Genomic DNA, 26,369 nt, shown 5'->3' on the forward strand with positions numbered 1-26,369 from the left:
TTTAAATATTCCAGAGAAGGGAAACCAGGATGTTTCTTCCAATATTGGAAATGCCATCTGGTTTTAGCCTGGAGAGGTGTGAAATGTAGTCTTTGTTGAGAAGATTATTTCCGCTGATGTTTATTTCTACAGAAGAAGCTCCTAATTCCAATTCTCCTCCTAATCCTGCTCCTAAAAGTCCGTAGCCTCCGGTTCTTGTTTCAAAAGTACTCACGTTATTCTGATCAAAAACGTTTTTCAGCCTTATAAATGCGTACTTATTGGATAATTGCTGATCACTGTCGAATTCTACTCTAAAGGTATTTGTGAGGGAATTGGCCGGAATAAGAGGAAGGTATTCATCATTTTCCAATTTTCCTGTCACGGTTTCAAAACTGCTTTCCAGGTGCAGCCAGTCCAGTGGGTGCGGATGAATGTGGAAGCCTAGTTCCCCGCCATACAATGTAGCATCCCCTTGCGTATAATTATAAACCAGATCATCTTCAATAAATTCTCCGGAAGGACTTAGGAAGATATAATCATTTACCGAATTGTGGAAAGCATTGGCAAAAGCTTCAAAATGTTCATTTCTCCATTCCAGGGAAAGGTCTACCTGGAAATTCTGCTCATTATTAAGATTGGCATTTCCAATTTCGTACCTGTTTGCGCCATGATGTGAGCCATTGGAAGTCAGTTCGGCTAAATTAGGAGCCCGGAATCCACTGGCGAGGTTTAATCTTACAATAAATTTGCTCTGGTATTGGTATTTAGCTCCAATTGCACCATTTATACTATTAAAAGAGCGATCCACAGCTGTAATAAAAGATTCTTCTCCATCATGCCCATAGTTTTCGCTGTCGATTGTTCGGTTGTCATACCGCAGACCACCCTGAAAATCCCAGCTTTCGAGATGAAAATGTGCCGTACCAAATATTCCGAAGTCAGCCATCTCTGCATCGGGAATTAAAATTTCTTCACCAAAGTTGGAATTTGTCTGGTGCATGCCCTGCACTCCAAGTATAGTCTCGAAATTTCCCGTTTTTGGCAGGTTATACTTCAAATTATAGTTGAGGGATTCCAAATGCATTTCTAAAGCAGGATGACCTTCTTCGTGCTCCTCATGCTCCTCATGTTCTTCGTGTTCTTCTTCACCTTCATGTTCTTCTTCCTCTTCATGAGCATGCTCTTCTTCAAATTCTTTCCTGTTATTAAACTGATATCCAATTTTAAGGTCGAGGCTCGAATTTGGCAAATACAGGCGGTTGTCCAGGCTTACAATATGATTATCAATTTCCTGGTAGGGGAGAAGCGGTTCTTTTTCAGTATTTTGAATACCGATCTCTTCAGGGATTCCAATATTGGATCGGTTAAAATTATATCGTAAATCTGCTTTATACCGGGCATCCTGATAGCCAAAACCTCCTTTAAAGTCCGTTTCATTAAATCTGGTATTTGTGACTCTGGTGCCGTTTCCGGTTTCATAATCACTATGTGCAGCATAACTTCCGCGGGCGATAAACTTCAATTTATCACCAGATGTTTGGGTCATTGCACTTGCCTGATAACCTAAAGTATTGCTAAAATAACTTCCATCAACTTCTGCATTAGTGGTATTTGCCTGCGCATACCTTTCCGGATTGAGATAGAGCACACCGCCAATTGCATCGCTTCCGTAGAGAAGGGAAGCAGGGCCTTTTATAACTTCCACACTTCCTATTCCTTTTGAACTAATTCCAAGTCCGTGTTCATCTCCATATTGCTGGTTTTCCAGCCTTACGCCCTGGGTATAAACGAGAACGCGGTTAGAACTGAGTCCGCGTATTACTGGTTTGCCAATCCCAATTCCGGTGGTAATGCTTTCTACACCGGGCATTTGGGAAATTCCATCGGCCAGCGTAATAGCTCCTTTCCGGTTCAATGTTGAAACGCTTTCGCGATCTACTTTCATCACGTTCTCACTTTGCAGCTGGTGGAAAGGTGTAGAAACGATGACCTCTTCCATTTCTATAGCAGAAGGTTGAATTGTAATGCTTATTTCTTCGGAAGGAAGTCTAATTTCCCTTGAAAATGAACTGTAACCCACAGAAGAAATTACAAGCTTGTAAGTTCCTTCAGGAATATCGCTAAAACTGAAATTGCCTTTAAAATCTGAAAGTGTCCCTTTTTCCAGTTGAGGCAGGTATATTGTTGCACTTATGACAGGTTCACCTGTTTCGGCATCGGTGACGGTTCCTGAAAAGTGATTTTGGGCATATATAAACGGTGTGACTGCCAGAAGCAGCACAAATAAAATTTTGCTTTTCATGTAATATTTTAAATGATTAGTATAACATTCTTACCCAAAAGTATTTTGGGATTAAAAGACGGAAGTTATACGTGCTGAGGAGGCCCTCTTAGCTCAAAAGGAAGCTTTTGATAATCACTTAAAAACTGATAATAATTGAAAATAACTTTTTGCTGAACCTTAACTTCTACAGGTTCAAACGCAAGGAATTCCAGTTGAAGCCCGGGATTTTTATGAAACTTGTAGAGCTCACAATCCACGGATTTTGCATGATAGTGGGTTTCGGCATAATCATCACACAGTTGATGCCCGTGACCACTAAAAATATGCGCAAAGCTTACTGCCGATGGCAATAGTATCAGCACAGTAGAAAGGACAAGAAATATGTTCTGAAAGAATTTCAAATTATAGTCGGAGGAGTTTAGCCATTCCTAACCTGGAAAGCATCTTTTTTTCAAAAGCCCAGAAAAATTGAAACTGACCAAATAACCAACCAAAAGAAACAAGAAGTACCTGGTAAACAGGAAAAATAAGTAAAATCCTAAGAGACCAGTAAAGAAGCCAGTGTGAAGTTTGCTGGTGCAATCCAAGAAATTCTACTAAAGGTCCCGCAAGCTTTGCAGAAGAGGAACCCGTAACAGCAAATACGACCAGGATCACAAGAATTTGCCAGTTGGAATCTATTCCCCAATGTTTTTTTAACTTCTCCATGCTGCAAATATATTAAATGAAAGAAAACAACACGAACTTCTGTAAGTTAAATACGTGTGGGTACGGGAAACCGCTGGTTATATTGCCGGCTGAAATAGACAAAATAGTTGTAAAGCAAATAGTTTACTTCGTAACCATAATCTATACGGGGTTCATAATTTATTTCATTGACATACAAATTGGGATCGAAACGCTGTGGCTGCATAACGCGATTATTGTATTCTATAACCAGTTGGCGGTTTTTATTCTCCAGGTAGTTCTGTGAATAGTAGCCTTCTGGTTGTGCAATAGAGTTAATGAAAAGATTAAATCCGGGTTCAATAATAATTATTTCATATTCAAGGCTGTCGTTAGCAATTCTAACGGTGTCATTCTTGGCGTTTGTAAGTCGCATACTCCTTTTCGAAGACCCACAGCTATAAATAAAAAGGCCCAGAAGGAGCACGTAAATTATGTTCTTCATCACTTTATTTTAAAATTTCTATTCAAGAATTATTCCCAAATTACTTTCCGCCGGTGAACCCACCGAGAATACTTCCGCCTTCTTTTCCTTTTTTGCCACCACCAAGCACCATTCCGGTAACATCATCAATAATATTTCCATCGTTGTTTTTGTCAATCAGGCTCTTTATAAGAGAAGAGTCGTGAGCTGAGCTTGCTCCCATTAGTGATTCTATTAAACCGGGAAGTCCATCAGCTTTTACTCCGTCTATTCTTTTCTGGCTTCCAAGCAGGCTCATAATAACCGGAGCTGCCAATTTCAGAATGGTGCTAATGGAGTCTTTGCTCATTCCCAGGGTTTTCGACAAAGTTTCCTCAATAATATCTTTTTGTCCTCCCAGTACATTTTCAAGAACTTTAGCTCCTTCTCCCGTGATTTCCCCTGTTTTTGAATTCTGAAGGTTTTCCAGAAGATCACCTTTGTGTTTATCGTCACTAAGAGCTTTGTCAAGAGCTTTAGCGCCTTCTTCTTTTTCTGAATTGTTCTTTAGCGCACCGAGGATTAACGGCATTCCCATCACTAAAGCTGAAGTGATATCGTCCTTACTTTCATTGGTCTCTTTATGCGCTTTTTCAATTAAGTTTTCTCCCGGTTGCGTATTAAGAATATCTAATATTGATGCCATAACTTTTAATTTTTTTATAAAATTCAATTTACAGCTTTCAAAAGAGGGAGAGCGTTAAAGAAATACTACAATCACATTTAACAATAAACAATAAACAATAAACAATGAACAATAACTTACAGGAATAGCTTAAGAAGTATTTATGAATTATTCTTGAGGGCAGCAATTACTTTTTCTGCCAATTCTACTCCAATCCTTTCCTGCGCTTCTATTGTTGAACCACCGATATGCGGACTAAGCGAAACTTTTTCATTCATAAGCAGCTTGATGGCCGGAGAAGGTTCATTTTGGAAAGTATCAAGTCCTGCGAAGGCAAGTTTTCCGCTTTCCAGCGCTTCCAGAAGGGCTTCTTCGTCTATCACTCCTCCGCGGGAAGCATTTACAATACCTGCGCCGTCTTTCATCGCGTTTATTTCCTGCTTGCCGATAACTGGCGTTTTTTGTGCAGGAACATGAAGCGTAATAAAATCTGAATGTTTTACAAGCTGATGGATTGGTTCTGTTCTTATTGGAATGGTAATGCTTTGATGATTATAGAATTCGAGGGTGATTTTTGCTTCTCCAACTTTAATATCGCTGGCGATAACCTTCATTCCCAGGCCAAGGGCGATTTTTGCCACTTCCCGGCCAATTCTTCCAAAACCGATAATTCCCAAGGTTTTATCACGCAATTCCCGTCCCGGGGCATAAGATTTTTTTAAATCTCTAAAGCGGGAATCACCTTCCAGCGGCATATTCCTGTTTGAATCGTGTAAAAACCGGATTCCGCTGAACAAATGAGCAAAAACAAGCTCTGCTACTGCGTTGGAAGAAGCTTCAGGAGTATTAAATACTTTCAGTCCTTTACTTTCAGCATATTTTACGTCGATATTGTCCAAACCAACTCCGCCGCGGCCAATAACTTTAAGATTTGGGCACGCATCTAAAAGTTCTTTGCGTATTTGGGTGCCACTACGGACTAAAATCACATCAATTTGATGCTCATTGAGGTAATTTATGAGCTGTCCCTGCGCTACTTTGGTTACAATGACTTCAAATCCTTCTTTTTCAAGGTTATCAATGCCATTCTGCGATATTCCTTCGTTTACTAATACTTTCATCTTTTTCATTTAAAAATGGTGAGGGTTCAAAAATGCCAATTATCGACCTGCTGAAATATTTCAGATGAAATTGATAACGGCAAAATTATTTTTTCCTTTTCGGTTTTACTCGATAATCGAGATTTTAACGCTCCGGGACTTGCCTCGAAATCGAAAATTATTTCCTCTTAATGCTTTGGGCTTGAACCGAAGAAGTTTACTTTAGAAGATGTTTAAGCTTCTTTTTCCAGCTTCTTCATCACATCTACCAAAACCTGTACACTTTCCAAAGAAAGCGCATTATACATGGAAGCGCGATATCCTCCCACACTTCGGTGACCGCTTAAACCGTTAATGTTTGCGTCCTTCCACAGGCTGTCGAATTTCTCTTTTTTACTTTCATCTGTTAAATTGAAAGTTGGGTTCATTACAGAGCGATCTTCAGTCGCAGCAAAACCTTTAAAAAGAGGGTTTCTGTCAATTTCATCGTAAAGAAGAGCGGCTTTTTTATTGTTTAATGCTTCCATAGCCTTAATTCCGCCTTTATTTTTGATCCATCTAAGGGTAAGCAGAGAAACATAAACGGCGTAAACCGGCGGAGTGTTAAACATACTGTCTTTCTCGATATGCACCTGGTAATCCATCATAGAAGGGATTTGCCTGTTCACATTTCCGAGGATATTTTCTTTAATAATCACAAGCGTGGCACCTGCGGGTCCCATGTTTTTCTGAGCTCCGGCATAAATAAGGTCGAACTTAGAAAAATCCAGTTCGCGGGAAAAAATATCGCTACTCATATCGCATACCACGGGAGCATTGACAGAAGGAAAATCTTTTATCTGGGTTCCAAAAATGGTGTTGTTGCTTGTACAGTGGAAATAATTTATATCCTGCGGAATGTTATAGTTCTTTGGGATATAATTGAAGTTTTTATCCTTAGAAGATGCTACCTCTACGACCTCTCCAAATAATCTTGCTTCTTTAATTGCTTTGCTGGACCAGGTGCCTGTGTTAAGGTAAGCTGCTTTATCCTGAAGTAAATTATAGGCAGTCATTAAAAACTGCATGCTGGCACCTCCCTGAAGAAATACAGCTTTGTAACCTTTATTTTCCAGTCCCAATAATTCCAGCGCCAGTTGCCTGGCTTCTTCCATAACACTTACAAAAGCCGGACTACGGTGGGAAATTTCTAAAATAGAAAGACCTGAATTATTAAAATCTAATATAGCCTGTGAAGCTTCCTGAAAAACTTCCTGTGGCAGCACGCATGGACCTGCGCTAAAATTATGTTTTTTCATAAAAGAATTGGTTGATTTTATTAAACAAAGATGGGAAAAAATGAAATGCCAGTGGTTATTGCAGCGAGGATTTTGAGGTTATAACTTTAGTAAAAAATCCAGCGTATCTACATCGTCTGCATAATCCCACAGCTTAGGGTGCTGGGTTTCTCCAAATTTAACTTCAGTATCCATAAAACCTTCAGAAACCACGCACTGTAGTTTTTCTTTGTTGTCTTCAAGATTTGATTTTAAATCTTCTTCAGAAGAATAACGCTCGTAAAAAAGTGTGGCAATAGGAGAGCCGAAAGTTTCTTCTTCCTTCAGAAGTAAAAATCCATTATCCAGAATTTTAAATTCGCTCATTAAATATACTGCCTTGTTGTAATCGTAATTATTGGCATATTTTGCATGGTTCATAATATCGTTCCAATCGAACATTGCGGGATAAAATTGCTCAAAATTGTAATCTTCCGGCACATAAAGTTTTGAAACATTACGGCAGCCTAAACCAAAGTACCGGAAAATATCCCGGCTTAAATCCTTTAGCTGCTGCTCACTTTCCTTACCCGTAAGAACAGCTACAGAATTCCTGTTTTTTCTGATGATGCTTGCTTTATTTTTAAAATAATATTCGAAATAACGCGCGGTATTATTGCTTCCCGTGGCAATTACCGCATCAAAATCTTTTAGCTGATCCTCTGTAAAACGGATAAGGTTTTCGAATTCGGAATTTAGCTGTATCAAAAATTTGGCAATTATCGGCAGTAACAGCTTATCGTTACCGGATTGCTTTACCAGCACTTTGTGCCCCGACATAAGAACGCACAGGAAATCGTGGAAACCAACAAGTGGAATATTTCCTGCCATGATCACGGCCACAGTTTTTTGCTTTCCATGGTCACCGAGGCCATATTTTTCCAGCCAGGCGTCCAGATTTTCTTTCTGAAGTGCTTTGCTCCACTCGTTTATTGAAAAAATTATATTCTCACGGGTAAACCATCCGTTATGGTGAACGGCATTATCAATTTTAGTATTCAATTCATTGTATAATCCTTCATTTTCAACTGTCTTTTCTGAAGTTTCTTCAGTAGTAAGTGTGAATTGTCCAAGAAATCTTCCGAGTTCTATAAAATTTGATTTTCTATCGTGGAATGTCATTGCCTAATTTGGTTATGAATGCTTTTGACGTTAAATTTGCAGCGAAATTAAAATTTCCGCATGGGAAAAACTATTGATTTTTCTTAAACCTGTAGGGATTTTAATGAATGTATGATTTAAATTTTACAAATATAATAAGCTATGGCGATTGTAATAACCGACGAGTGTATAAACTGTGGTGCGTGTGAACCGGAATGCCCAAACACTGCAATTTATGAAGGAGCTGATGACTGGAGATATGCTGACGGTACAGATTTAGAGGGTAATGTGGTACTACCTAACGGGAAAGGTGCAAATGCTGAAGAATCACAGGAACCGGTAAGTGACGAAATCTATTACATAGTTCCAGATAAATGTACAGAGTGTAAAGGTTTCCACGAGGAGCCACAATGTGCTGCAGTTTGTCCCGTAGATTGTTGTGTTCCTGATGAAGACCATGTAGAATCTGAAGAAGAACTACTCGAAAAACAACGCTTTATGCACGGAAGTGAGTAAATGTCGTTTTTTTGTTTTAAATAATTTTCTTGATGACACGAAGTTTATGAGTATGTCGTTTTAGGTCAACGTTAAAGATTCCGGAATGATCAATACGATCTATTCTCACCATTCCGTCTACGTGGATAATATAATTATCCTGCATCATGATACCTACATGATCAATGATTCCTTCATTATTGTCAAAAAATGCTAAATCTCCGGGTTCGCTTTCTTCAATAAAACTTAATGCTAATCCCTGTCTTGCCTGGTCTTCAGAAGTTCTTTTGATTCTGTGGCCATTCAATTTATAGACCATTTGTGTAAAACCACTCGCGTCAATTCCTAAAGGAGATTTACCACCCCAGCAATAGGGGCAGTTTAAATATAGAAGAGCAGAATGCACTAACTTCTCTTTATTGCTTATACCTGAAGATATTTCCCCTTCAAAACTATGTTGAAGTTTTTGAACAAAATTTAAAGATGATCCTAAGGGAACAGCCATTAAATGCCCCTGCTTATTTACCACATAACTAAGCAAATCGGCCGATAATATTAGATCCTGACCTAGCAGACTGTTATATTCTTCTTCTTCTATTCTAAGATGTTGTTTGTTGCTTATCCATGCTTCAGATTCATCAAAAGCGAGACGAATTCTGCTCCATTTACCTCGCTCTTCAAGGATTTTAAAATGTTCACCATATAATACCTGGGAAACCATTTCACTTTGATGGGAAGGAGAAATTCGAATTGGAACGATACTCAAATGGCAAATACCATATTGCATTCAGTAGAAATTAAAAAGAAGTTAAGGACGTTCTATTATCATAGCTGAGGCACCACCACCGCCGTTGCAAATTGCTGCAGCACCTATTTTAGCATTATTCTGTTCCAGCACATTTAATAAAGTTACCACAATTCTGGCACCGCTGCATCCCAGTGGATGTCCCAGCGAAACAGATCCTCCGTTTACGTTGGTTATTTTATCACTAAGTCCTAAAATTTTCATGTTAGCGAGACCTACAACAGAGAAAGCTTCATTAAATTCAAAGAAATCTACCTCTTCCTGTTTAATTTTGGCTTTTGCCAATGCTTTGGGCAGTGCTTTAGCAGGGGATGTGGTAAACCATTTTGGCTCTTGAGCAGCATCTGCAAAACTTTTAATTGTTGCGAGAATTTTTAAACCTAATTCTTCAGCTTTTTCACGACTCATTAGTATCACTGCTGCAGCACCGTCATTTATTGTAGAAGCATTTGCAGCTGTTACTGTACCTTCTTTACTAAAAGCAGGTTTAAGAGAAGAAATTCTGTCCATCTTCACATTCTTATATTCTTCATCTTCTTTTACAACAATAGGGGCCCCTTTTCGCTGTGGAACTTCAACAGGAATTACTTCATTATTAAATTTACCTTCTTTCCAGGCTTTTGTGGATCGATTATAGGATTGCATTGCATATGTGTCCTGATCTTCCCTTGAGAAATTATACTCGTTTGCGCATAAGTCTGCGCATACACCCATGGCATTTTGATCGTAGGCATCTACAAGTCCGTCCTTTTGCAGGCCGTCTTCCATATTTGCGGGACCAAATTTCTTACCATTCCTAAGGTGAATATAATGCGGAATGAGACTCATATTTTCCATACCTCCGGCAACGACAATAGAAGTATCGCCCAGCATTATCGATTGAGCTCCCTGCATCATGGCTTTCATGCCACTTGCACAAACTTTATTAATGGTTGTACACGGAACTGTTGCTGGGATACCTGCACCTAAGGCAGCCTGCCTTGCAGGTGCCTGTCCCACGCCAGCCTGCACAACGTTTCCCATTAGAACTTCTTCTACAAGCTCAGGCTTCAGGTTTATTTTTTCTAATGCTCCTTGTATTGCGACAGAACCCAATTTTGTGGCGGGTACGCTGGAAAGGCTCCCAAGGAAACTTCCTATGGGAGTACGTACTGCGCTTACTATTACTACTTCTGTATTCATAATTTTTTATTGTATGTGTGGTGTTGCGAAGTTAATGATTTTATAAGGAACTTAATAATAGGTTATGATTCAGGGTGATTTTTAGTACATTTGATTACTAGCTGAATTTATGTATGAGCAATTTCGTAAATAACCTTTATAAAAACCAGGCACTTTTTTATAAAGTTTTTTTATTTATACTCACCGCAGTTTTAATAGTTTACCTGCTGCCTAAGGGAGGGAAATTTAAGTACGACATCCCCAAGAATAAACCCTGGCAATATGAAAATCTTTATGCTCCGTTTGATTTTGCAATTTTAAAGACCGAAGAGGAGATCCAGGAGGAAAGACAGGAAATCAGGAATAGTCTTATCCCTTACTATGAATTTGATACGGCTGTAGTAGAAAGAGTGAAATTCGATGGACTTCAGGAAATTCAAAGAACTTTTAGTGATAGCGTACTTGACTTAGCAGAAAGGCCGCTGAATAATTTTGTAGAAAACACAATAGAGAAAATCTACAAAAATGGCTTGTTGCAGGAGAGTAGCAGGATGCAACCTGAGCAGCTGGTTTATCTTCGAAAGGGAAATGAAGCCTACGAAGTTACCTATAAGAAGATCCTGAAGCAGGGAGATATCAGCACTTTTCTCAATAACGAAATAGATCAGGCAAATCTTGGATTCTTTAGAACCGAACTGCTGGAAGTATTTTTTAATTCCGTAGAACCCAATGTTGTTTACAATAACGATCTCACTCAAAAAGAGCTGGAAAGTAAACTCAATAATATCTCGTATACACGGGGTATTATTGAGCAGGGGAGTAGGGTTATTGCAAAAGGGGAGGTTGTGGATAATGCCAAGTATAACATTCTCAGATCCCTTAAACAGGAATATGAATCGCAGGTATGGAGCGAGGACAATCACAACTGGATTTTGGTTGGCTATAGTACTTTGGTAGCTCTGGCTTTGCTTATGTTATTGCTCTTTATTAGAAAGTATAGAAGAGATATATTTGAAAATAATGTAAAAGTTACTTTTATATTTTTTAATATTATTTTTATGGTAATGCTTACCACTTTGGTGGTAAAATTTAACATAGATTACGTCTATGTGGTTCCTCTTTGTATTTTGCCTTTAACTCTCAAAGCTTTTTTTGATGCGCGATTGGGGCTTTTTACACATGTTATAACTGTTTTGTTGCTGGGGTTTATTGTGCCTAATAGTTATGAGTATATGTTTCTGCAAATTATAGCTGGTATTGTAACAATTCTAACGGTTTCAGAATTGTATAAGCGAGCAAATCTCTTTATATCGGTGGGGCAGATAACTCTGGTATATATTATTTCCTATTTTGCCTTTACCATTATTCAGGAGGGAAGTATAGCCGATGTGGAAGGGGAGGTATTTCTTACTTTTCTACTTGGTGGACTCGCTACGCTTTTTGTTCAACCGCTTATTTATATTTACGAAAAGATCTTCGGAATGGTTTCCGATATGTCTTTGCTGGAACTATCTGATACGAATTCCAGATTACTGAAGGAACTTGCAGAAAAGGCGCCGGGAACCTTTCACCATTCATTAAATGTTGCCAATCTTGCCGAAGCTGCAGCTAACGAAATTCAGGCAAATGCAATGATGGTAAGAGTGGGTGCGCTGTACCACGATATTGGTAAAATGCAGAACCCGACCTACTTTACAGAAAATCAAACTACTGCTGTTAATTCTCACGATGAACTTTCACCCCGCGAAAGTGCAGAGATTATTATTGAACATGTAATTAAGGGTATTGAGATTGCCAAGCGGAATAATCTTCCAGATAGAGTGATAGATTTTATTAGAACCCATCATGGAACGAGCACTGTTTATTACTTTCTTATGAAAGAAAAGGAAAGTAGTAGTGAAGAAGTAAATCCTGATGACTTTCGCTATCCCGGACCCATTCCTTTTAGTAAGGAAACTGCAATTTTGATGATGTGTGATAGTGTGGAGGCTGCCAGTAAGAGTTTAAAAGAGCCAACTTCTGTACTTATAGATGACTTTGTTGAAAAAATTATTAATAAACAGATGAAAGATGGCCAGTTTTTAAACTCCAATATCACATTTAAGGAAATTCAACTTGTAAAGAAAATTCTAAAACGTAAGCTTAAGAATATTTATCACCTGAGAGTTGAGTATCCCGAATAATTAATGTACTCCTACAATCTTGAACTCCTGATCATTAAAGGTATAGCTTTCTCCTGCTTTTTTTCCTTTTAGTCCTTGGTAAATAGGAGCTTCGGTGGAGATGGCATATACTTTGCTTCCGTTCTCCATATGTAATTCTCCTATAGGGACCGCAATATAGTAGAGGTTTTTATTTGTTTCTACCACACTTCCAAAACTCACTCGTTCACTATAATGATCCAGATCGATTTCACTTAATGTTTCCTTCATTTGCCTGGAGTCATCAAGATAGCCGGCATTTTGTTCAAAATCACCAAGTAATTTGCCACGATTGTCTTCGTCATAGTCTGTTTTGATATCGTTTGCATCCATGGATTCCTTGATCATATCCATTTCCTTTTGATATTTTTCTATTCGCTCATTTACGGCATCCACTGCTTTATAGTAAATTTCTTTCTTATTCATTTTAAATTTATAATTTTTCATTTCTTAAAATTAGGTATCAATTTTTTTTTAAAAGAACAATTAGCAAAAGTTTAATAACCGCTTTTTTTTGATCATAATAAGTCATTGTACTTATAAGCTATATTTATAAGGTTTAATGCTTATAAAGTAGTTTTATAAGGTTTTATGCTTATAAAGAGATAAAATTAGCCTATGTCCTTATTTTTTGTATATTCGAACTATGATAGCCGTGATCACAGCAGACCTGGTAAACTCTTCACATTATACTAAAGATTTGCTTTCGAAGGTATTATCTACACTTAAAGAAGAGTTTAAAGAAATGAATCTAATCTATGGTTCAGGGTTAAAATTTAAGATTTACAGAGGAGACAGTTTTCAGGGAATTGTTCGAACGCCAGAAAAATCTCTGGAAATTTCACTAATCCTAAAAACAGCCATAAATGCTGTACGGGACAAAGAAAAATCCAGAGGCAAAGCATTTGTGAAACAAGCTGACTTAAAAATAGCTATAGGAATAGGAGATTATGAATTTGAGAGACCTTCTATAGCAGAGTCTAACGGACAGGCTTTTCAATTTTCAGGTCGCAGCCTTGATGAAATAAAAAATGAGTCACGGACCATTGTTCTCAAAACACCTCAAGAAAACTTAAATGCTGAATTTTATGCCAGTTTCCTTCTTTTGGATATGCTAATGGATAAGTGGAGTATTGCTTCGGCTGAAGTCATTTATCATCTTCTTAAAGGATTAAAAGAGCAGGAAATAGCAGAGAAACTTCACATTTCTCAATCTGCTGTAAATCAAAGGAAAAAAGCTGCAGGATGGGATGCAGTATCTGTCTTGTTGCAAAGATATGAGCAGGTTATTACTAAATCTTTAGAGCAATGATGGCCACCCAAATTTTGCTACAACTGTTACTCGCACATATTTTAACCGATTTTGTTTTTCAACCTACCGCATGGGTTTTACAAAAAAGAGAGAAAAGGGCTAAATCATTTTACCTATACATTCACTCCATATTAGCAGGTTTACTGACGTATATACTATTGCAACAATGGCACTTATGGTACATAGCCTTGTTTATTACTTTAACTCACTTCGGCATTGATTTATGGAAATTAAGCAGTACAAAGGACAACCTCCGCATCTTCTTGCTGGATCAGTTATTTCATATTGTAATTATTTTAATAGCCTGGATCTATATCATGGATGGTTCAGATGAAATTTTGCCATTTCTGGAAAGAAGTTTTTCTTCTTCTGCCTTTCTGGCGATCTCAATTGGTTATCTCATCGCAATATTTCCTGTAGGTTTTCTTATAGGTAAAGCTACCCAGCGATGGCATAACGAACTTAAATCAGGTAGTGGAAACGGTAGCCTGGAAGCAGCGGGACGTTATATTGGGATTTTTGAAAGAATCCTGGTGCTTACCTTTATACTAACCAATAATTTTTCTGCAATAGGATTTTTAATAGCCGCAAAATCCATTTTACGCTTTAGTGATAAATCTGAAGCAGGAGCCAGAAAACAAACAGAATATGTGCTCATCGGTACTCTTATGAGTTTCGCCATTACAATAATAATAGGGATTCTAGTACGTCAGATCGCGTTCTAAAAGCTGAATATTTGACTGCAGCCGTTCCTTTACGATATTCATCATTCGTTTATTGAGGGCAGAAGAGTTCCGGATATACAGCGCATATTCTTCCAGAGTAAACTGGCCAATGATAATACCCTTTAAGTTATTCCTGAATTTTATATCCTTTTGTATAGCATTTTCAATATATTTCAAACGTTCATCTGTCTTCAGATCGTAAAACATATTCTTATGTTTTGCAATGTAATTTCTAAAAACTGCAATTAGTAGTTCATCCTGAAGCTTGGCAACAGGACGTAAAGTGCTGTTCTGAAATTTCTCATCAGGACTCATCCTCTCGGTAATTTTTGCGGAAGGAATATGTGGTCTTGATTCCAATAAATGTAGATCGCGTGGGTTCATAGGAAGAAGTTTTTTAAATTTAATTATTTCTGAAGTAATTATGGAAGTACAACAGTGTACTTTTAAACTACTTATAAACATTCTCGTAGTTAAAATCCTCTTAATCGCTCTCATTAACCTGTCACTTCTTGTTATATTGAACGGAATCACAATAACAAATAAGTGTAATGATTATATCACATAATCCATATAATGGGGATGAAATCGCAAGGTTTGAGGAACTTAGTGAGGAGAAGGTAAAAGAAGCTCTAGAAGCTGCGGATCGAAGGTTTTCTTCCTGGAAAATAACTCCTTTTGAGGAACGTTCGAAGTTAATGAAAGCAGCAGCAAAAGAATTGATGAAGAACAAAGAGGAGTATGCGAAAGACATTACTTTAGAAATGGGTAAACCTATAAAACAATCTCTTTCTGAAGTTGAAAAGTGCTCTTGGGTTTGTGAATACTATGCAGAAAATGCAAAAGAACATCTAGCCAATGAACTAATAGAAACAGATGCGGAAAAAAGTTATATAAGCTATGAACCTATGGGAGTTGTATTGGCGGTAATGCCGTGGAATTATCCATTCTGGCAGGTATTTCGTTTTGCTGCTCCTGCATTAATGGCGGGTAATATTGGTGTTCTAAAGCATGCGAGTAATGTGATGAAAACAGCGCAGAATATTCAAAAAGTTTTTGAAAGAGCTGGATTTCCTGCAAATTGCTTTCAAAGCCTTACCATTGGCAGTAAAAAGATTGAAGCTGTTATTCGGGACAAAAGAGTTAAAGCAGTTACTTTAACCGGAAGTAAACCGGCCGGTAGTTCTGTTGCCTCGATAGCCGGCGAAGAAATAAAAAAATCTGTGCTGGAATTGGGAGGAAGTAATGCTTTGGTAGTATTTGAGGATGCAAATATTCCTGAGACAGTCAAATCCTGCGTGATGGCTCGTTTTCAGAATACAGGCCAAAGTTGCATTGCAGGAAAACGTTTACTTCTTCAGGAAAGCATAGAGCAGGAGTTTATGGGAGAGTTTGTAAAACAGGTAAAAGAGCTTAAAAGCGGGGATCCCATGGATTCAGAAACTTTTATAGGAGTATTAGCAAGAGAAGATTTAGCTGAGGACCTGGAAGATCAGGTTAAAAGAACTATAGAGCAGGGGGCTACTCTGGTTACCGGTGGAAAAAGGGAAAAGGCTTACTTTGAACCTACTGTGGTTTCGGGAGTTAAAAAAGGTATGGCCATGTTTGAGGAAGAAACTTTTGGACCGGCTATCTGTGTTACTACTTTTAAAAATCCGGATGAAGCTGTAGAACTGGTAAACAGTTCTGCTTTTGGACTGGGAGTTTCTATTTATACAGAGGACGCAGAATTTGCGGCCAAGCTGGTACCAAAGTTTGATGATGGCGCCGTCTTTGTAAATGATATGGTGAAAAGCGATCCGCGACTACCTTTCGGTGGGACCAAAGATTCGGGTTACGGTAGAGAACTTTCTGAACATGGAATTCGGGAGTTTGTAAACAGAAAAACTGTCTATTTCAACAAATTTTAAAATTAATATTAAATGAAGTTTGGAAAAGTTGATGATCCTGGCAGAGTGAATTTTGCTTTACCTGAGACTCATTTGCAAACAGAAAAAATCCTTTCTGAAAAAGGATCAAGAAATTTTTATGACGTCAGGGTGGGATGTGCAAAATGGAATAAGACAGATCTTAAAAAATTCTACCCTAGAGGAACAAAAGACGAATTAGCCTACTATAGCACGCAGTTTAACTCCATAGAACTAAATGCTTCTTTTTATAGGATGTTTCCTGAGGCACAATTTGAAAAATGGGAAGAAAAAGCCGAAGAAGGCTTTAAGTTCTTTCCTAAGATACCCAGCATTATTAGCCATATAAAGCGATTGAACAACTGTGAAGAACTTGTAGACGATGTTATCACTAACATGTTACCCTTAAAGGATAAATTGGGGATGGTCTTTCTTCAAATGCCGGATAATTTTCAGCCGAAGTTTATGGATAGGTTGGAACCATTTTTTAAACACTGGCCAAAGGAAGTTCCTCTTGCAGCAGAATTTAGACATAGCGACTGGCATAATGATAAAGTAGTTGCAAAGGAACTAAATGAGTTACTCATTAAATACAATATTTCCAATATTATTACAGACAGCGCAGGAAGAAGGGATTTATTACATATGCGCCTTACAACAGATACTGCATTTATAAGGTACAATGGAGCTAACCACGAAACTGACTACACAAGGCTGGATGACTGGCTGGAGCGTTTGGAAGAATGGTATAAGTTGGGTTTAAAGAATGTGTATTTTTTTGTCCATCAAAATATGGAATTAGCTTCTCCTTTACTTTCAGCATATTTTATTAAAAAACTTAATGAGAAGTTTGGAACAGAACTCAAAATACCAAAAACACTAAATTAAAATGGGAAAGCAAGAGATAGCGATAACGGTAGATAGTGTGGTGTTATGCCACAGTGACAGTCAATTTAAAGTTTTACTAATTAAAAGGAAGAAAGATCCATTTAAAGACCAGTGGGCGCTACCAGGTGGGTTTATAGAAGAAGGAGAGGACCTGGAACAGGCGGCAAGACGGGAACTGCTGGAGGAAACTGGAGTAAAGATAGATTCTATGGAACAAATTCGTGCTTTTGGAAAACCAGGTAGAGACCCACGGGGGAGAATGATTTCTATAGCATTCTTGAGCCGTATTTATTCTGAAGAAACATTAAAGTCAGGAGATGATGCTAAAGATGCGGGCTGGTTCGGTATAAATAATCTTCCGGACTTAGCTTTTGATCATGAAGAAATTATCACGGCTGCACGCGGGCTTCTTTAGTAGGGTAATAGTATTTTTTTATTAGCTGAAATAAAGAAAACGAAATATAATTCTCAGATTCTGATAATAATCCAATTCTAATGACAGGGTTTTATCAGCTCATGTTTTTCTATTACTTTTAAAAATAAAAAAATGAGATTTCACACTAGAAAATGGGTGAAGCCCGGGGATATGAATCCTAATCGTACTTTATTTGGAGGGAGATTGCTGGAATGGATAGATGAAGAATGTGCACTGTATAGCATAATTCAATTAGAGAACCCGAAGACAGTTACAAAATTTATGAGTGAGATAGATTTCCGCAGCTCTGCTAAAGAGGGCGATATTGTGGAAATTGGAATCGAGGTCGTGAAATTTGGTACAGCCTCTATTACCCTTCAATGTGAAGTACGAAATAAGATGACCAGGGAAACTATTATTACAATTGATAAAATAGTTATGGTCTCTTTAGATGGAAGTGGGAAGCCTAAACCTCATGGTAAAACTAAAGTTGAATTTGTGAAAGATAGATTAGAAAAATAATTTTATTTCTCTTCGGCTTTGTTCATACGTACGGGAAAATCTTTTTCCATGCCAGCACCGTATAACTTTATTTCCTGAATATCTGCAGGCATATAGAAACCGTTCTCCTCGAGAGCTTCTTTAACGGCCCTAACCACATTTCCTTTAGTAATGAGTGCTAATCTTCTAAAATCTTTAGTGTCTACCCAAAAGAAAACTTTTAGATTTACTGTACTCGTAGCAAGTTCGTCTTCTATCACAAAGTTCTGATGCTCATTATCTTCAATAACTGTAGGCTCTTTGCGTAATGCGGTCATCACAGTTTTTTTTGCCTCGTCTATATTGTTTTCATAAGCAATACCAATAGTAAAGTTCCATCTAAAGAAACCATCCTCAGTAAAATTTGTAACAGGTTTTGTTAGAACATCGCTATTTGGAATATATACGTCCTTACCATCAAAGGTTTTTAATTTAGTGTAGCGAAATTCGAGACCTTTCACCTTTCCGAAATTTTCTCCTATTTCAACCGTGTCTTCAATATCAAAAGGTCTGTTAAAAGCTAAAATAATCCCGGAAATGAAGTTCTCACCTATATCTTTAAAAGCGAAGCCAAATATTACGGCACTTGCACCGGCAGCTGTAAGAATTCCGGTAGCAATTCCTCCTAAACCTGCAGCCCTTAATGCAAGCATAACTGCGACGAGCAGGAAGATAAAACGTATTGTTTTCCCAAGAAACCGACTCATTAGTGGGTCATTAGTACGGGCAGATATTCTTCGCGTAGCAAATCTGCCAATCCAGCTTCCAATAAGCACACCAAGAATGATAATAAGCAAACCCAGACCTATGCCGGGCAATTGTTCAATAAAGTTATCATAAAATCGTTCAAACGAATCTTTTACTGTTGTTACGCTATAAGCACGACTATCTTGCTGCATTTAAATTCGCTGTTAATTCCTTCTAAAATAGCATTTACCTCATTCAAAATCCTAGAAATAATAGAGATTAAGGAATTCTTAACAGTTGAGGATGCTAAACATTTTACTCCTTTTTATTTCTATTGTTTTCTTCCTCCTGTTTTTTTTTAGCTTCAGCTATCTGGGTATTTGCCATTACTATTTGCTCCTTTGTTGGTGCTGCCGGCTTTTGCATATTGGCGTTTTCGGGTTCAAAGCTTAAAGTGAGGTAAAAAGGGAAATGATCAGAGTCAATATTGGCAATTGTTCTGCAGTCGACCAGACGAAAATCTTCTGTGACAAAAAAATGGTCCAAAGGCCAACGCAAAATAGAACTGGTAGCATCAAAAGTATTAAAAAATCCACGCCCCACTCTTACGTCGAGTAACCCACCAACAGCCTTAAAGAGTCCCGTAGTACTGGACCAGGCTACATCATTAAAATCACCGGCAACAATTACGGGTAATTTTGATGCTCTTGTTTTTTTGGCAATTATCATCATTTCTGCATCTCTGTCGGTAGAGGAGGGGTTGTGCTGTGGCATTGGAGGTGTAGGATGAATAGCAAAGAGCTGTACATCCTTACCTGATCTCAATTCTACAATAGTTTCTATGGAAGGAATACTATCATCTACCAAAAAATTGATTTTTGAATTCTTTAGAGGAAGTTTTGAGTATAAAAGCATACCATAAGTATTATCCATGGGTACTTCTATTTTAAAAGGAAAGTTTGATGTCGCTTCACTCAGGCTTTTCTTCCAGTTGTGATTTGTTTCAGTTAATAAAATTATGTCCGGATTCTGATTCTTTAGTTCCTTAATAATTAAATCTGAATTTTTGTTGTCCTGTAGAACATTTGCAGCAAAAAAGCGAAGAGTATTTTCTTGTTTAATGTCTTCTGAAGCTTCTCCAACCTCATATTGGTTGTGTGGAAGATAAGGGTAAATTTTTGACAATTGAAATATGAAGCAAGCACTGAGAACTGCAACAAAAGCATAGTCCTTCCAGGATCTCATATCGAACCTTGCGAAGTAAACCACCAGGGCTACCATGGTTAGAATAGTGAGCTGTGTATGAGGATAATCAAACATACGAATCCACCAGTAATCGGCTGCAATTATAGGTGCCAGTGTCAGTAAGACGGCAAGAATGCCAAAACCCAGTAAAAAAGTTTTTAATTTCATTCAGGAGAATATGTAGCTAAGATAACTAAATCTGATCTTGCCTTCCACTGGACTCCGTTATAATATTTTTTAAATCGTCTCCGGAAGGTGATTCAAAAAGCTTTAGATCGAAAAAAGAAACAGACGCTATCAAATGATCAAAAATATCAGCCGTTATATATTCAAAATTTTCCCATCTTTTGTCTTTGCTGAAGCAAAGAATTTCCAGTGGTAAACCTTGTGCGGTTGGCGCAAGTTGTCTTACAATAATGTATAAATCCTTATTAATTGCAGAATGCTCGTGTAGGTACGTATCGGCATATTTTCTAAATATCCCCAGATTAGTTTGATTGCGACCGTTTAGAAAAATACTTTTATCAACATTATTTTTTTCATTATACTTATCTATTTCCGCCTGACGACCTTCTACATAATTTGAAACTAATTTAATTTTCCTGAATCTTTGAAGATCTTCAGGAGTTAAAAACTTTACAGAGCTTTGTTTAAGATATATAGCTCTTTTTATACGTCTGCCAGGACTTTCCTGCATTCCCCTCCAGTTTTGGAACGAATCAGAAATGAGACTATAGGTGGGAATTGTGGTAAAGGTATTATCCCAATTTTGCACCCGCACGGTGGCGAGGTTAATCTCGGTTACATTACCATCTGCGCCATATTTACTAAAGGTGATCCAGTCTCCTATTCTTACAATATCATTCACTGAAACCTGAATAGAAGCTACAAACCCCAGGATGGTATCTTTAAATACAAGTAGTAGTATTGCGGAAGCAGCACCAAGAGATATAGCAAAACTGATGACAGATCTACCTGTAATTTCGGCAAAAATAAACATAAAGCCTATCACCCATAGAATAATAAGAACTACCTGACTGTAACTTTCTATTGGTTTATCTCCATACTCTTCCCGGGTCATCAGGTAATTTCGGGAGGTACGGATAAGACTTCGCACAAGCCATACTGCCAGAATAATAACATAGATATTGAACAGGAAAAGGATTCCTTGAAGCAGAAGAGGAAAATCTGCAAATATGTGAGGGACCGAATAAAATATGATTAGCAAAGGAATAATCTGTCCTACATATTTTGGAAAATTACTTTTTATCAGGAAATCGTCAAAGGTCGTGGTTGTTTTATCTGTAAAAGCTTTAAAAGTCTCAACCACAAAGCGTTTAATAACATAATTAATAAGTGAAATTAGAAGAATTAGAATACTTAGGTTAACCAACAAATTAATATACATCGCCAGTACCGTATTTACTCCCTGGGATACTAATAAGTTTTCTAAAAGACAGAAAATGTGCTTATAATCCTGATTAAAATTCATGATTTAAAGGTATTTTTTGTCGACGTAAAACGGCCCGAAAGGAAGTAACGAGCAGAGCAATATTATTGTAAGGTCCTTTAATTTCCACTTCATGCTTTTGTAGAGCAGCATTGCACCTAATACATAAGCAATAAATAAAACACCATGAGCCATTCCTACTAAACGAACCATCTCTGGCTGATCAAAAAAATATTTTAGAGGCATTGCAATTAGTAGTAGTATTAAGTAGGAAAGTCCTTCGAGAATGCTTATCCATTTAAACGTCTTTCTTTTGCTTTCTTTTTGCATAGTATTTAATTTCCAATGGCAAAGATAGCGGATATAAGGAATTTTGCCTCTAATTACTTTATTCTATTCTCTAAAAAATAAATAAAAATCATTCAGATTTTTTGAAAGAATAGGAAGTGGAAAGGATCTATTTTTCCTATTTTGCACAGTAAAGAACAGAAACAAATGAGCTCAAAAATATTAGTAACAGGAGGGTTAGGATTTATTGGTTCTCATACGGTAGTGGCTTTACAGGAAAAAGGCTTCGAAGTAGTAATTATTGATAATCTGTCAAATTCTTCTTTAAATGTACTGGAGGGAATAGTAAGCATAAGCCAAAAAAAACCTGCTTTTGAACAAATCGATCTCCGCGAAAAGGAGGCTGTAAAGAAATTTTTTGAAAAATACACGGATATTGATGGCGTTATACACTTTGCTGCTTCTAAGGCAGTGGGTGAAAGTGTGGGAAATCCTCTATTGTACTATGAAAACAATCTTTCCACTCTTGTGTATCTTTTGCAGGAGTTGCAGGAGAAACCGAAGGCAAATTTTATTTTTAGTTCTTCCTGTACAGTATACGGCCAGGCAGACGAACTTCCAATTAATGAGAATGCACCGGTAAAAAAGGCAGAGTCACCTTATGGAAATACGAAACAGATTGGAGAAGAGATTATAGCCGATACCTGTAAAGTAGCAACAGGTTTAAAGGCCATTTCACTCAGATATTTTAACCCTATAGGAGCACATCCTTCAGCAGCAATAGGGGAACTTCCTATTGGCACTCCTCAAAATCTTGTTCCTTTTATTACCCAGACAGCGATAGGTCGAAGACAGGAACTGTCGGTTTTCGGTGATGATTATCCCACCCGTGATGGAACATGTATAAGAGATTACATTCATGTTATGGATCTCGCTCAGGCACACGTAGTAGCCTTGGAACGATTAATTGAAGGTAAAGAAGAATCTAATTATGAAGTTTTCAACCTTGGAACAGGAAAGGGTAATACCGTTCTGGAGGTAATTAATACCTTTCAGGAATCTACGGGGGCAAAGCTGCCGTACAAAATTACGGAACGAAGAGAGGGAGACGTAATTGCTGCTTTTGCTGATACAGAAAAGGCTAATAATGTCTTAGGTTGGAATGCTAGTCGAAGCCTCTCAGAAGCTTTAAAAAGTGCATGGAAGTGGCAGAAGGAGGTGTCTAAGGATGAAGAGAATTAAAGCTATTTAATTCTCTTCATAATTTTTAAATGCAAAAAAACAGGCATTTTTCTCTTCTAAAGAAAAAAATGCCTGTTTTGGTTAATAGCTGCTAATACCCCTATCAACAGCTACTTTTCTTATTCGGTTCCATTAACCAAAAATGCATGAATTACACCCGGTATCCAGCCTATAATGGTTAATATTATACTGATTAACAGTGTAGATCCCACTCCGTGTTTCATATAAACTGCTACAGGTGGTAAAAGAATATTTAGAATTATCGTTAACATAATTAATTGATTTAGTTGATTAATATTAGATTATTCATTTTCACCGTCTTGAAATTGACGGTAACGTGCCATCATAAACATATAAATAGCATAGCACACCAGACCTGCTGCAACTGCTCCCAGTAACCAGGAACCATATGAGGAATCCTGAATAAAAGAAAAGGCATCTGTTGTGCTCTTAATGTCCGATGTGTTTGATTCTATGGCAGCCCTGATAAAGAAAAAAGCCAAAATTCCCAGAATAATACCGCGGGCAATTAGTCCAAGGTATCCAGTATTTTTAATCGTTTTTCTTCGTTTTTCTTCAGAAATAGATTTGTAATTAAACTTTTTCAAAAATTCATTGGTATAAGCTTTTTTGATTTGAAAAAAGCCTGCTACCGCCAACGCGGCACCAACAATAGCAAAAATATAGACTCCTGCTTGTCCTGCCAGAAAGGAGGAACTTTGACCACCTCCACCCCCGGAAGATCCTGCAGTAAAAAGCTGCATAAAAGCATAGACGGCTAACCCCAGGTAGATTAAGCCACTTACGAAGAAACCTGTACGTTTAGCCTTGGCTTTTTTATCTGATCCTATATCTTCAGGATCGCTAATGGACTGTATAAAACGCCAGCCTGCATAACACAAAAGCCCCAAACCTATAAGAATTAAAAGAGCATTTCCAAAGGGTTGTTTTTCGAGAAATTCGATTACCTGTAATTTTCCTGTTTTTTGTCCTCCCAGGTTAAAAGCGGCCATAAAAGTTAATACACCTGTAATGGCGTAAACACTACCTTTAGCCACATAGCCTATCCGGGCCATCTTTTTAAACTTTGAATCCATTCAATCTGATTTTGGTTCAGATTGAATTTACTTCAAATCATATAGATGCCACAGCTTATTGGGAAAATTTTAGTGCTCTTTTTGAAGATTTTAAGGACTAAGCTTAGTATTTTAAACCATTTCAAAAATAACGAGTGCATAAAGATAGAATCTTACAAATCGGAGCAATCCGAACATAAGGTAACTTAGAAAGGGAAATCTTATTATGCCGGCAGCAATACTTGTTATAGCAAACGGAATTGGAAGTAAAGCTCCAACAATAATTAAAAAACCGCCCCATTTTCTTGTATTGGCAATATGTTGAGCCATATTTACTTCCAGTTGCTCATGTACAGAAGGGATCTTGGTGATGCCTTTCCCAATAAAATAAGACACTATCCCTCCAGCATAGGAAGCAGCTGCCAACAATGAAAGATTCAGGATAGGGCTGGCTGATTTTCCAGACCAGGCAATGAATAATTCGGGAGGCACAAGACCAAGCAACGATTCAGAAATAAAGAACACACTAATAATCCCTAACGGAGAATAGGTTTCTGTAACTGTTACCAGCATTCCTTCTATGTCGAGTACAAAATAGTCGAGAGCCAGTAGAGCTCCTATAAAAAGAACGATTGGAACTATTGCTTTCTTTATACTCTTCCATACAAACTTATAGAATCCTGTATAACTATAATACTGGTGCAATAAGCGTATACGCGACTTCTTTCTAGATTTCGCTTTCCTTTTCATCAACAATTTTTTAGCAAGTATTTATTCTTAAACTGAAACGAAATCTGTCTCTTTAAAATTTATGCCAGATTTCCTTACAGAAAAAGAAAAATGCTAGTTCTCCTCCTCATAGGCTCTGAAGGCATTTACATATTCCCGAAGTTCTATCTCGTTAACTTTATTAGAAGGATCTGCCATCAAAGAAAATAAATATTCTAAACTTTCCTGTCCGCTAGTTTTCTCGGTTTCTTCAGTAGTGTCACCTTCTTCAATTGGTTCGTCGTCCGGAATCGGAATCTCAAAACCTTCACAAGCCTCGATGTGTTCATAGGCTAACCTGATAACTTTTGCCAGCAAGGGATTACCTTCTTCTACTACTAGATCTCTTAATTCTTGAAGGTCTTTTACAAGAGTATTAATGATGATTCCGTTGCGGTTTAAATCACGGTGGATTCTATTTAGTAAATTTTGAGCTTTTATATTTTCCAAGGGACTATGTTTTAAATCAGGTTAAACAGTTTTATTTTCCAAAAGCTCCAAATGAAGCTATTTTTAATTTTGTGCAAAGTTACTTTTTTTGTGCTTGTGTGAAAGATTTTAACTTACATTTTGCGCACGCTTAACGACTTAAAATTAACAAGAAATTAGTTCTCTATCTTTGAGTAGAAAGTCATTCTTCATTAGATTTAAAATAATTCAACAAATAAAGTAAAATATGAATTCATTAGAAGGAAAAGTAGCATTTATAACAGGAGCAACTAAAGGAATAGGATACGGAGTAGCAGAATCTCTTTTAAGTTTAGGGATGAAAGTTGCCATCACGAGCCGATCTGCTGAACGTGCTGAAGAAGCTGCAAAGCAACTCCAATCTAAAGGTGAGGTACTAGGTGTGGAAGCCGATGTACGTAAACTCGAAAGTCAGGAAAAGGCAATTAAAAAGGTTCACGATAAGTGGGGACAATTAGATGTCGTAATAGCGAATGCGGGGGTAGGTCACTTTGCATCTATAGAAGAACTAACCCCTGAACAATGGAAGGATACAATAGACACTAATTTAACGGGAGTGTTTTATAGTGTAAAAGCCTCTTTAGATGCTCTTAGTAAATCAAAAGGTTACCTTATTACGATTTCCAGCCTTGCAGGAACCAATTTCTTTGCGGGTGGCTCAGCTTATAACGCCAGTAAATTTGGTCTTACAGGTTTTACCCAATCGGTCATGCTGGACCTGAGACAGAAGGGAATAAACGTAAGTACAATAATGCCGGGATCTGTGGCGACTCATTTTAATGATCACACTCCAAGCCCCGAAGATAGCTGGAAAATTCAACCTGAAGATATAGGAGAACTTGTAGTAGATCTTCTAAAAATGAATCCTCGTACCTTACCAAGTAAAATTGAAGTGAGACCTTCACAACCGCCAAAGAAATAAGTTACATTTTAAAAAAGGGATTTTATAGAATCCATTCGTAAAGTTCCTTTTTTTTTATTCTGCCTATCGGGATATTCCAGTCAAGCGTTTTCAGATGGACTTACCGAATTGCTTTCGCAGAGTTCTTACTCAAGTTATTTTTTTTGGAATTTAACGGCTATCATAAAAATTTTAAGA

30 protein-coding genes are annotated in these 26,369 nt (G+C 37.5%); 10 read left to right on the plus strand and 20 right to left on the minus strand.

Features of this window, described 5'->3' with window-relative positions:
* Position 1: 1 nt before the first annotated feature.
* From RM545_RS13335 to RM545_RS13370, 8 genes are all read right to left on the minus strand, one after another.
* Positions 2–2,284, minus strand: a complete 2,283-nt coding sequence (locus RM545_RS13335; protein ID WP_311495781.1) for a TonB-dependent receptor — start codon at positions 2,282–2,284, stop codon at positions 2–4.
* Positions 2,285–2,349: 65 nt separating this feature from the next.
* Positions 2,350–2,667, minus strand: coding sequence for a hypothetical protein (locus tag RM545_RS13340; protein ID WP_311495782.1), 318 nt, complete (start codon positions 2,665–2,667; stop codon positions 2,350–2,352).
* Position 2,668: 1 nt separating this feature from the next.
* Positions 2,669–2,974: a DUF6787 family protein gene (locus tag RM545_RS13345; RefSeq protein WP_311495783.1), complete on the minus strand. Its 306-nt coding sequence runs from the start codon at positions 2,972–2,974 to the stop codon at positions 2,669–2,671.
* A gap of 46 nt (positions 2,975–3,020) precedes the next feature.
* Positions 3,021–3,437 (minus strand): DUF6146 family protein, encoded by a 417-nt coding sequence (locus RM545_RS13350; RefSeq protein WP_311495784.1) that lies wholly within the window; start codon positions 3,435–3,437, stop codon positions 3,021–3,023.
* Positions 3,438–3,477: 40 nt separating this feature from the next.
* Complete coding sequence (locus RM545_RS13355) at positions 3,478–4,101, minus strand: DUF937 domain-containing protein (protein WP_311495785.1); 624 nt, start codon at positions 4,099–4,101, stop codon at positions 3,478–3,480.
* 140 nt (positions 4,102–4,241) lie between these two features.
* Positions 4,242–5,201 carry a D-2-hydroxyacid dehydrogenase gene (locus tag RM545_RS13360; RefSeq protein ID WP_311495786.1) on the minus strand — a complete coding sequence of 320 codons (960 nt, stop codon included), beginning with the start codon at positions 5,199–5,201 and terminating at the stop codon, positions 4,242–4,244.
* Between the two features lie 212 nt (positions 5,202–5,413).
* Positions 5,414–6,478 (minus strand): 3-phosphoserine/phosphohydroxythreonine transaminase, encoded by a 1,065-nt coding sequence (gene serC, locus RM545_RS13365; RefSeq protein ID WP_311495787.1) that lies wholly within the window; start codon positions 6,476–6,478, stop codon positions 5,414–5,416.
* Between the two features lie 78 nt (positions 6,479–6,556).
* Positions 6,557–7,618, minus strand: coding sequence for an acyl-CoA reductase (locus tag RM545_RS13370; protein ID WP_311495788.1), 1,062 nt, complete (start codon positions 7,616–7,618; stop codon positions 6,557–6,559).
* Positions 7,619–7,759: 141 nt separating this feature from the next.
* Between RM545_RS13370 and RM545_RS13375 the strand changes: the two genes are divergently transcribed.
* Complete coding sequence (locus RM545_RS13375; protein WP_311495789.1) at positions 7,760–8,113, plus strand: 4Fe-4S dicluster domain-containing protein; 354 nt, start codon at positions 7,760–7,762, stop codon at positions 8,111–8,113.
* 16 nt (positions 8,114–8,129) lie between these two features.
* Here the strand turns inward: RM545_RS13375 and RM545_RS13380 are convergent, their stop codons facing one another.
* The gene (locus RM545_RS13380; RefSeq protein ID WP_311495790.1) at positions 8,130–8,879 is read right to left on the minus strand and encodes a C40 family peptidase; all 750 of its coding nucleotides are present in this window, start codon (positions 8,877–8,879) and stop codon (positions 8,130–8,132) included.
* Positions 8,880–8,900: 21 nt separating this feature from the next.
* Positions 8,901–10,079 carry an acetyl-CoA C-acyltransferase gene (locus tag RM545_RS13385; RefSeq protein ID WP_311495791.1) on the minus strand — a complete coding sequence of 393 codons (1,179 nt, stop codon included), beginning with the start codon at positions 10,077–10,079 and terminating at the stop codon, positions 8,901–8,903.
* Between the two features lie 113 nt (positions 10,080–10,192).
* On the opposite strand from RM545_RS13385, the gene RM545_RS13390 reads away from it, so the two are divergent.
* Complete coding sequence (locus tag RM545_RS13390) at positions 10,193–12,241, plus strand: HD family phosphohydrolase (protein WP_311495792.1); 2,049 nt, start codon at positions 10,193–10,195, stop codon at positions 12,239–12,241.
* Here RM545_RS13390 and RM545_RS13395 read toward each other — a convergent pair whose 3' ends face one another.
* Entirely contained in the window at positions 12,242–12,685 is a 444-nt protein-coding gene (locus RM545_RS13395) for a transcription elongation factor (protein WP_311495793.1), read from the minus strand.
* A 220-nt stretch (positions 12,686–12,905) separates the two neighbouring features.
* Between RM545_RS13395 and RM545_RS13400 the strand changes: the two genes are divergently transcribed.
* Together RM545_RS13400 and RM545_RS13405 are read left to right on the plus strand one after the other, a co-directional pair.
* Positions 12,906–13,571: a hypothetical protein gene (locus RM545_RS13400; protein ID WP_311495794.1), complete on the plus strand. Its 666-nt coding sequence runs from the start codon at positions 12,906–12,908 to the stop codon at positions 13,569–13,571.
* Positions 13,568–14,296 (plus strand): DUF3307 domain-containing protein, encoded by a 729-nt coding sequence (locus RM545_RS13405; protein WP_311495795.1) that lies wholly within the window; start codon positions 13,568–13,570, stop codon positions 14,294–14,296. The genes RM545_RS13400 and RM545_RS13405 overlap by 4 nt, the downstream gene beginning before the upstream one ends.
* Here RM545_RS13405 and RM545_RS13410 read toward each other — a convergent pair.
* Positions 14,273–14,680: a glyoxalase gene (locus tag RM545_RS13410; RefSeq protein WP_311495796.1), complete on the minus strand. Its 408-nt coding sequence runs from the start codon at positions 14,678–14,680 to the stop codon at positions 14,273–14,275. The two genes, RM545_RS13405 and RM545_RS13410, sit on opposite strands and share 24 nt — an antisense overlap.
* 167 nt (positions 14,681–14,847) lie before the next feature.
* Here RM545_RS13410 and RM545_RS13415 point away from each other — a divergent pair, with 167 nt between their 5' ends.
* The 4 genes from RM545_RS13415 (at position 14,848) to RM545_RS13430 (ending at position 18,028) form a co-directional block, all read left to right on the plus strand.
* Positions 14,848–16,206 carry an NAD-dependent succinate-semialdehyde dehydrogenase gene (locus tag RM545_RS13415; RefSeq protein WP_311495797.1) on the plus strand — a complete coding sequence of 453 codons (1,359 nt, stop codon included), beginning with the start codon at positions 14,848–14,850 and terminating at the stop codon, positions 16,204–16,206.
* A 12-nt stretch (positions 16,207–16,218) separates the two neighbouring features.
* Complete coding sequence (locus RM545_RS13420) at positions 16,219–17,091, plus strand: DUF72 domain-containing protein (protein ID WP_311495798.1); 873 nt, start codon at positions 16,219–16,221, stop codon at positions 17,089–17,091.
* Position 17,092: 1 nt separating this feature from the next.
* Positions 17,093–17,506, plus strand: coding sequence for an NUDIX hydrolase (locus tag RM545_RS13425; RefSeq protein WP_311495799.1), 414 nt, complete (start codon positions 17,093–17,095; stop codon positions 17,504–17,506).
* Positions 17,507–17,638: 132 nt separating this feature from the next.
* On the plus strand, positions 17,639–18,028 hold the full coding sequence (locus RM545_RS13430; protein ID WP_311495800.1) for an acyl-CoA thioesterase: 390 nt from the start codon (positions 17,639–17,641) through the stop codon (positions 18,026–18,028).
* A 2-nt stretch (positions 18,029–18,030) separates the two neighbouring features.
* Here the strand turns inward: RM545_RS13430 and RM545_RS13435 are convergent, their stop codons facing one another.
* The 4 genes from RM545_RS13435 to RM545_RS13450 form a co-directional block, all read right to left on the minus strand.
* On the minus strand, positions 18,031–18,945 hold the full coding sequence (locus RM545_RS13435) for a mechanosensitive ion channel family protein (RefSeq protein ID WP_311495801.1): 915 nt from the start codon (positions 18,943–18,945) through the stop codon (positions 18,031–18,033).
* Positions 18,946–19,048: 103 nt separating this feature from the next.
* Complete coding sequence (locus RM545_RS13440; RefSeq protein WP_311495802.1) at positions 19,049–20,146, minus strand: endonuclease/exonuclease/phosphatase family protein; 1,098 nt, start codon at positions 20,144–20,146, stop codon at positions 19,049–19,051.
* Between the two features lie 25 nt (positions 20,147–20,171).
* On the minus strand, positions 20,172–21,470 hold the full coding sequence (locus tag RM545_RS13445) for a mechanosensitive ion channel family protein (RefSeq protein WP_311495803.1): 1,299 nt from the start codon (positions 21,468–21,470) through the stop codon (positions 20,172–20,174).
* Positions 21,471–21,473: 3 nt separating this feature from the next.
* Positions 21,474–21,758 (minus strand): DUF3817 domain-containing protein, encoded by a 285-nt coding sequence (locus tag RM545_RS13450; protein ID WP_311495804.1) that lies wholly within the window; start codon positions 21,756–21,758, stop codon positions 21,474–21,476.
* A gap of 165 nt (positions 21,759–21,923) precedes the next feature.
* On the opposite strand from RM545_RS13450, the gene galE reads away from it, so the two are divergent.
* A complete protein-coding gene (gene galE / locus RM545_RS13455) occupies positions 21,924–22,958 on the plus strand; it encodes a UDP-glucose 4-epimerase GalE (RefSeq protein ID WP_311495805.1) in 1,035 nt (344 codons plus the stop codon).
* Between the two features lie 119 nt (positions 22,959–23,077).
* Here the strand turns inward: galE and RM545_RS13460 are convergent, their stop codons facing one another.
* The 4 genes from RM545_RS13460 to RM545_RS13475 all read right to left on the minus strand — a co-directional run bounded on the left by RM545_RS13460 (position 23,078) and on the right by RM545_RS13475 (position 25,252).
* A complete protein-coding gene (locus tag RM545_RS13460; protein WP_311495806.1) occupies positions 23,078–23,230 on the minus strand; it encodes a YqaE/Pmp3 family membrane protein in 153 nt (50 codons plus the stop codon).
* A gap of 30 nt (positions 23,231–23,260) precedes the next feature.
* Entirely contained in the window at positions 23,261–24,055 is a 795-nt protein-coding gene (locus RM545_RS13465; protein WP_311495807.1) for a DUF1206 domain-containing protein, read from the minus strand.
* Between the two features lie 111 nt (positions 24,056–24,166).
* Positions 24,167–24,784, minus strand: a complete 618-nt coding sequence (locus tag RM545_RS13470) for a YqaA family protein (protein ID WP_311495808.1) — start codon at positions 24,782–24,784, stop codon at positions 24,167–24,169.
* Between the two features lie 93 nt (positions 24,785–24,877).
* A complete protein-coding gene (locus RM545_RS13475; protein WP_311495809.1) occupies positions 24,878–25,252 on the minus strand; it encodes a hypothetical protein in 375 nt (124 codons plus the stop codon).
* Positions 25,253–25,478: 226 nt separating this feature from the next.
* Between RM545_RS13475 and RM545_RS13480 the strand changes: the two genes are divergently transcribed.
* Positions 25,479–26,192, plus strand: coding sequence for an SDR family oxidoreductase (locus RM545_RS13480; protein WP_311495810.1), 714 nt, complete (start codon positions 25,479–25,481; stop codon positions 26,190–26,192).
* Positions 26,193–26,369 lie beyond the last annotated feature (177 nt).

Source organism: Autumnicola lenta (genome assembly GCF_031846515.1).
Taxonomy (GTDB): Bacteria; Bacteroidota; Bacteroidia; order Flavobacteriales; family Flavobacteriaceae; genus Autumnicola; species Autumnicola lenta.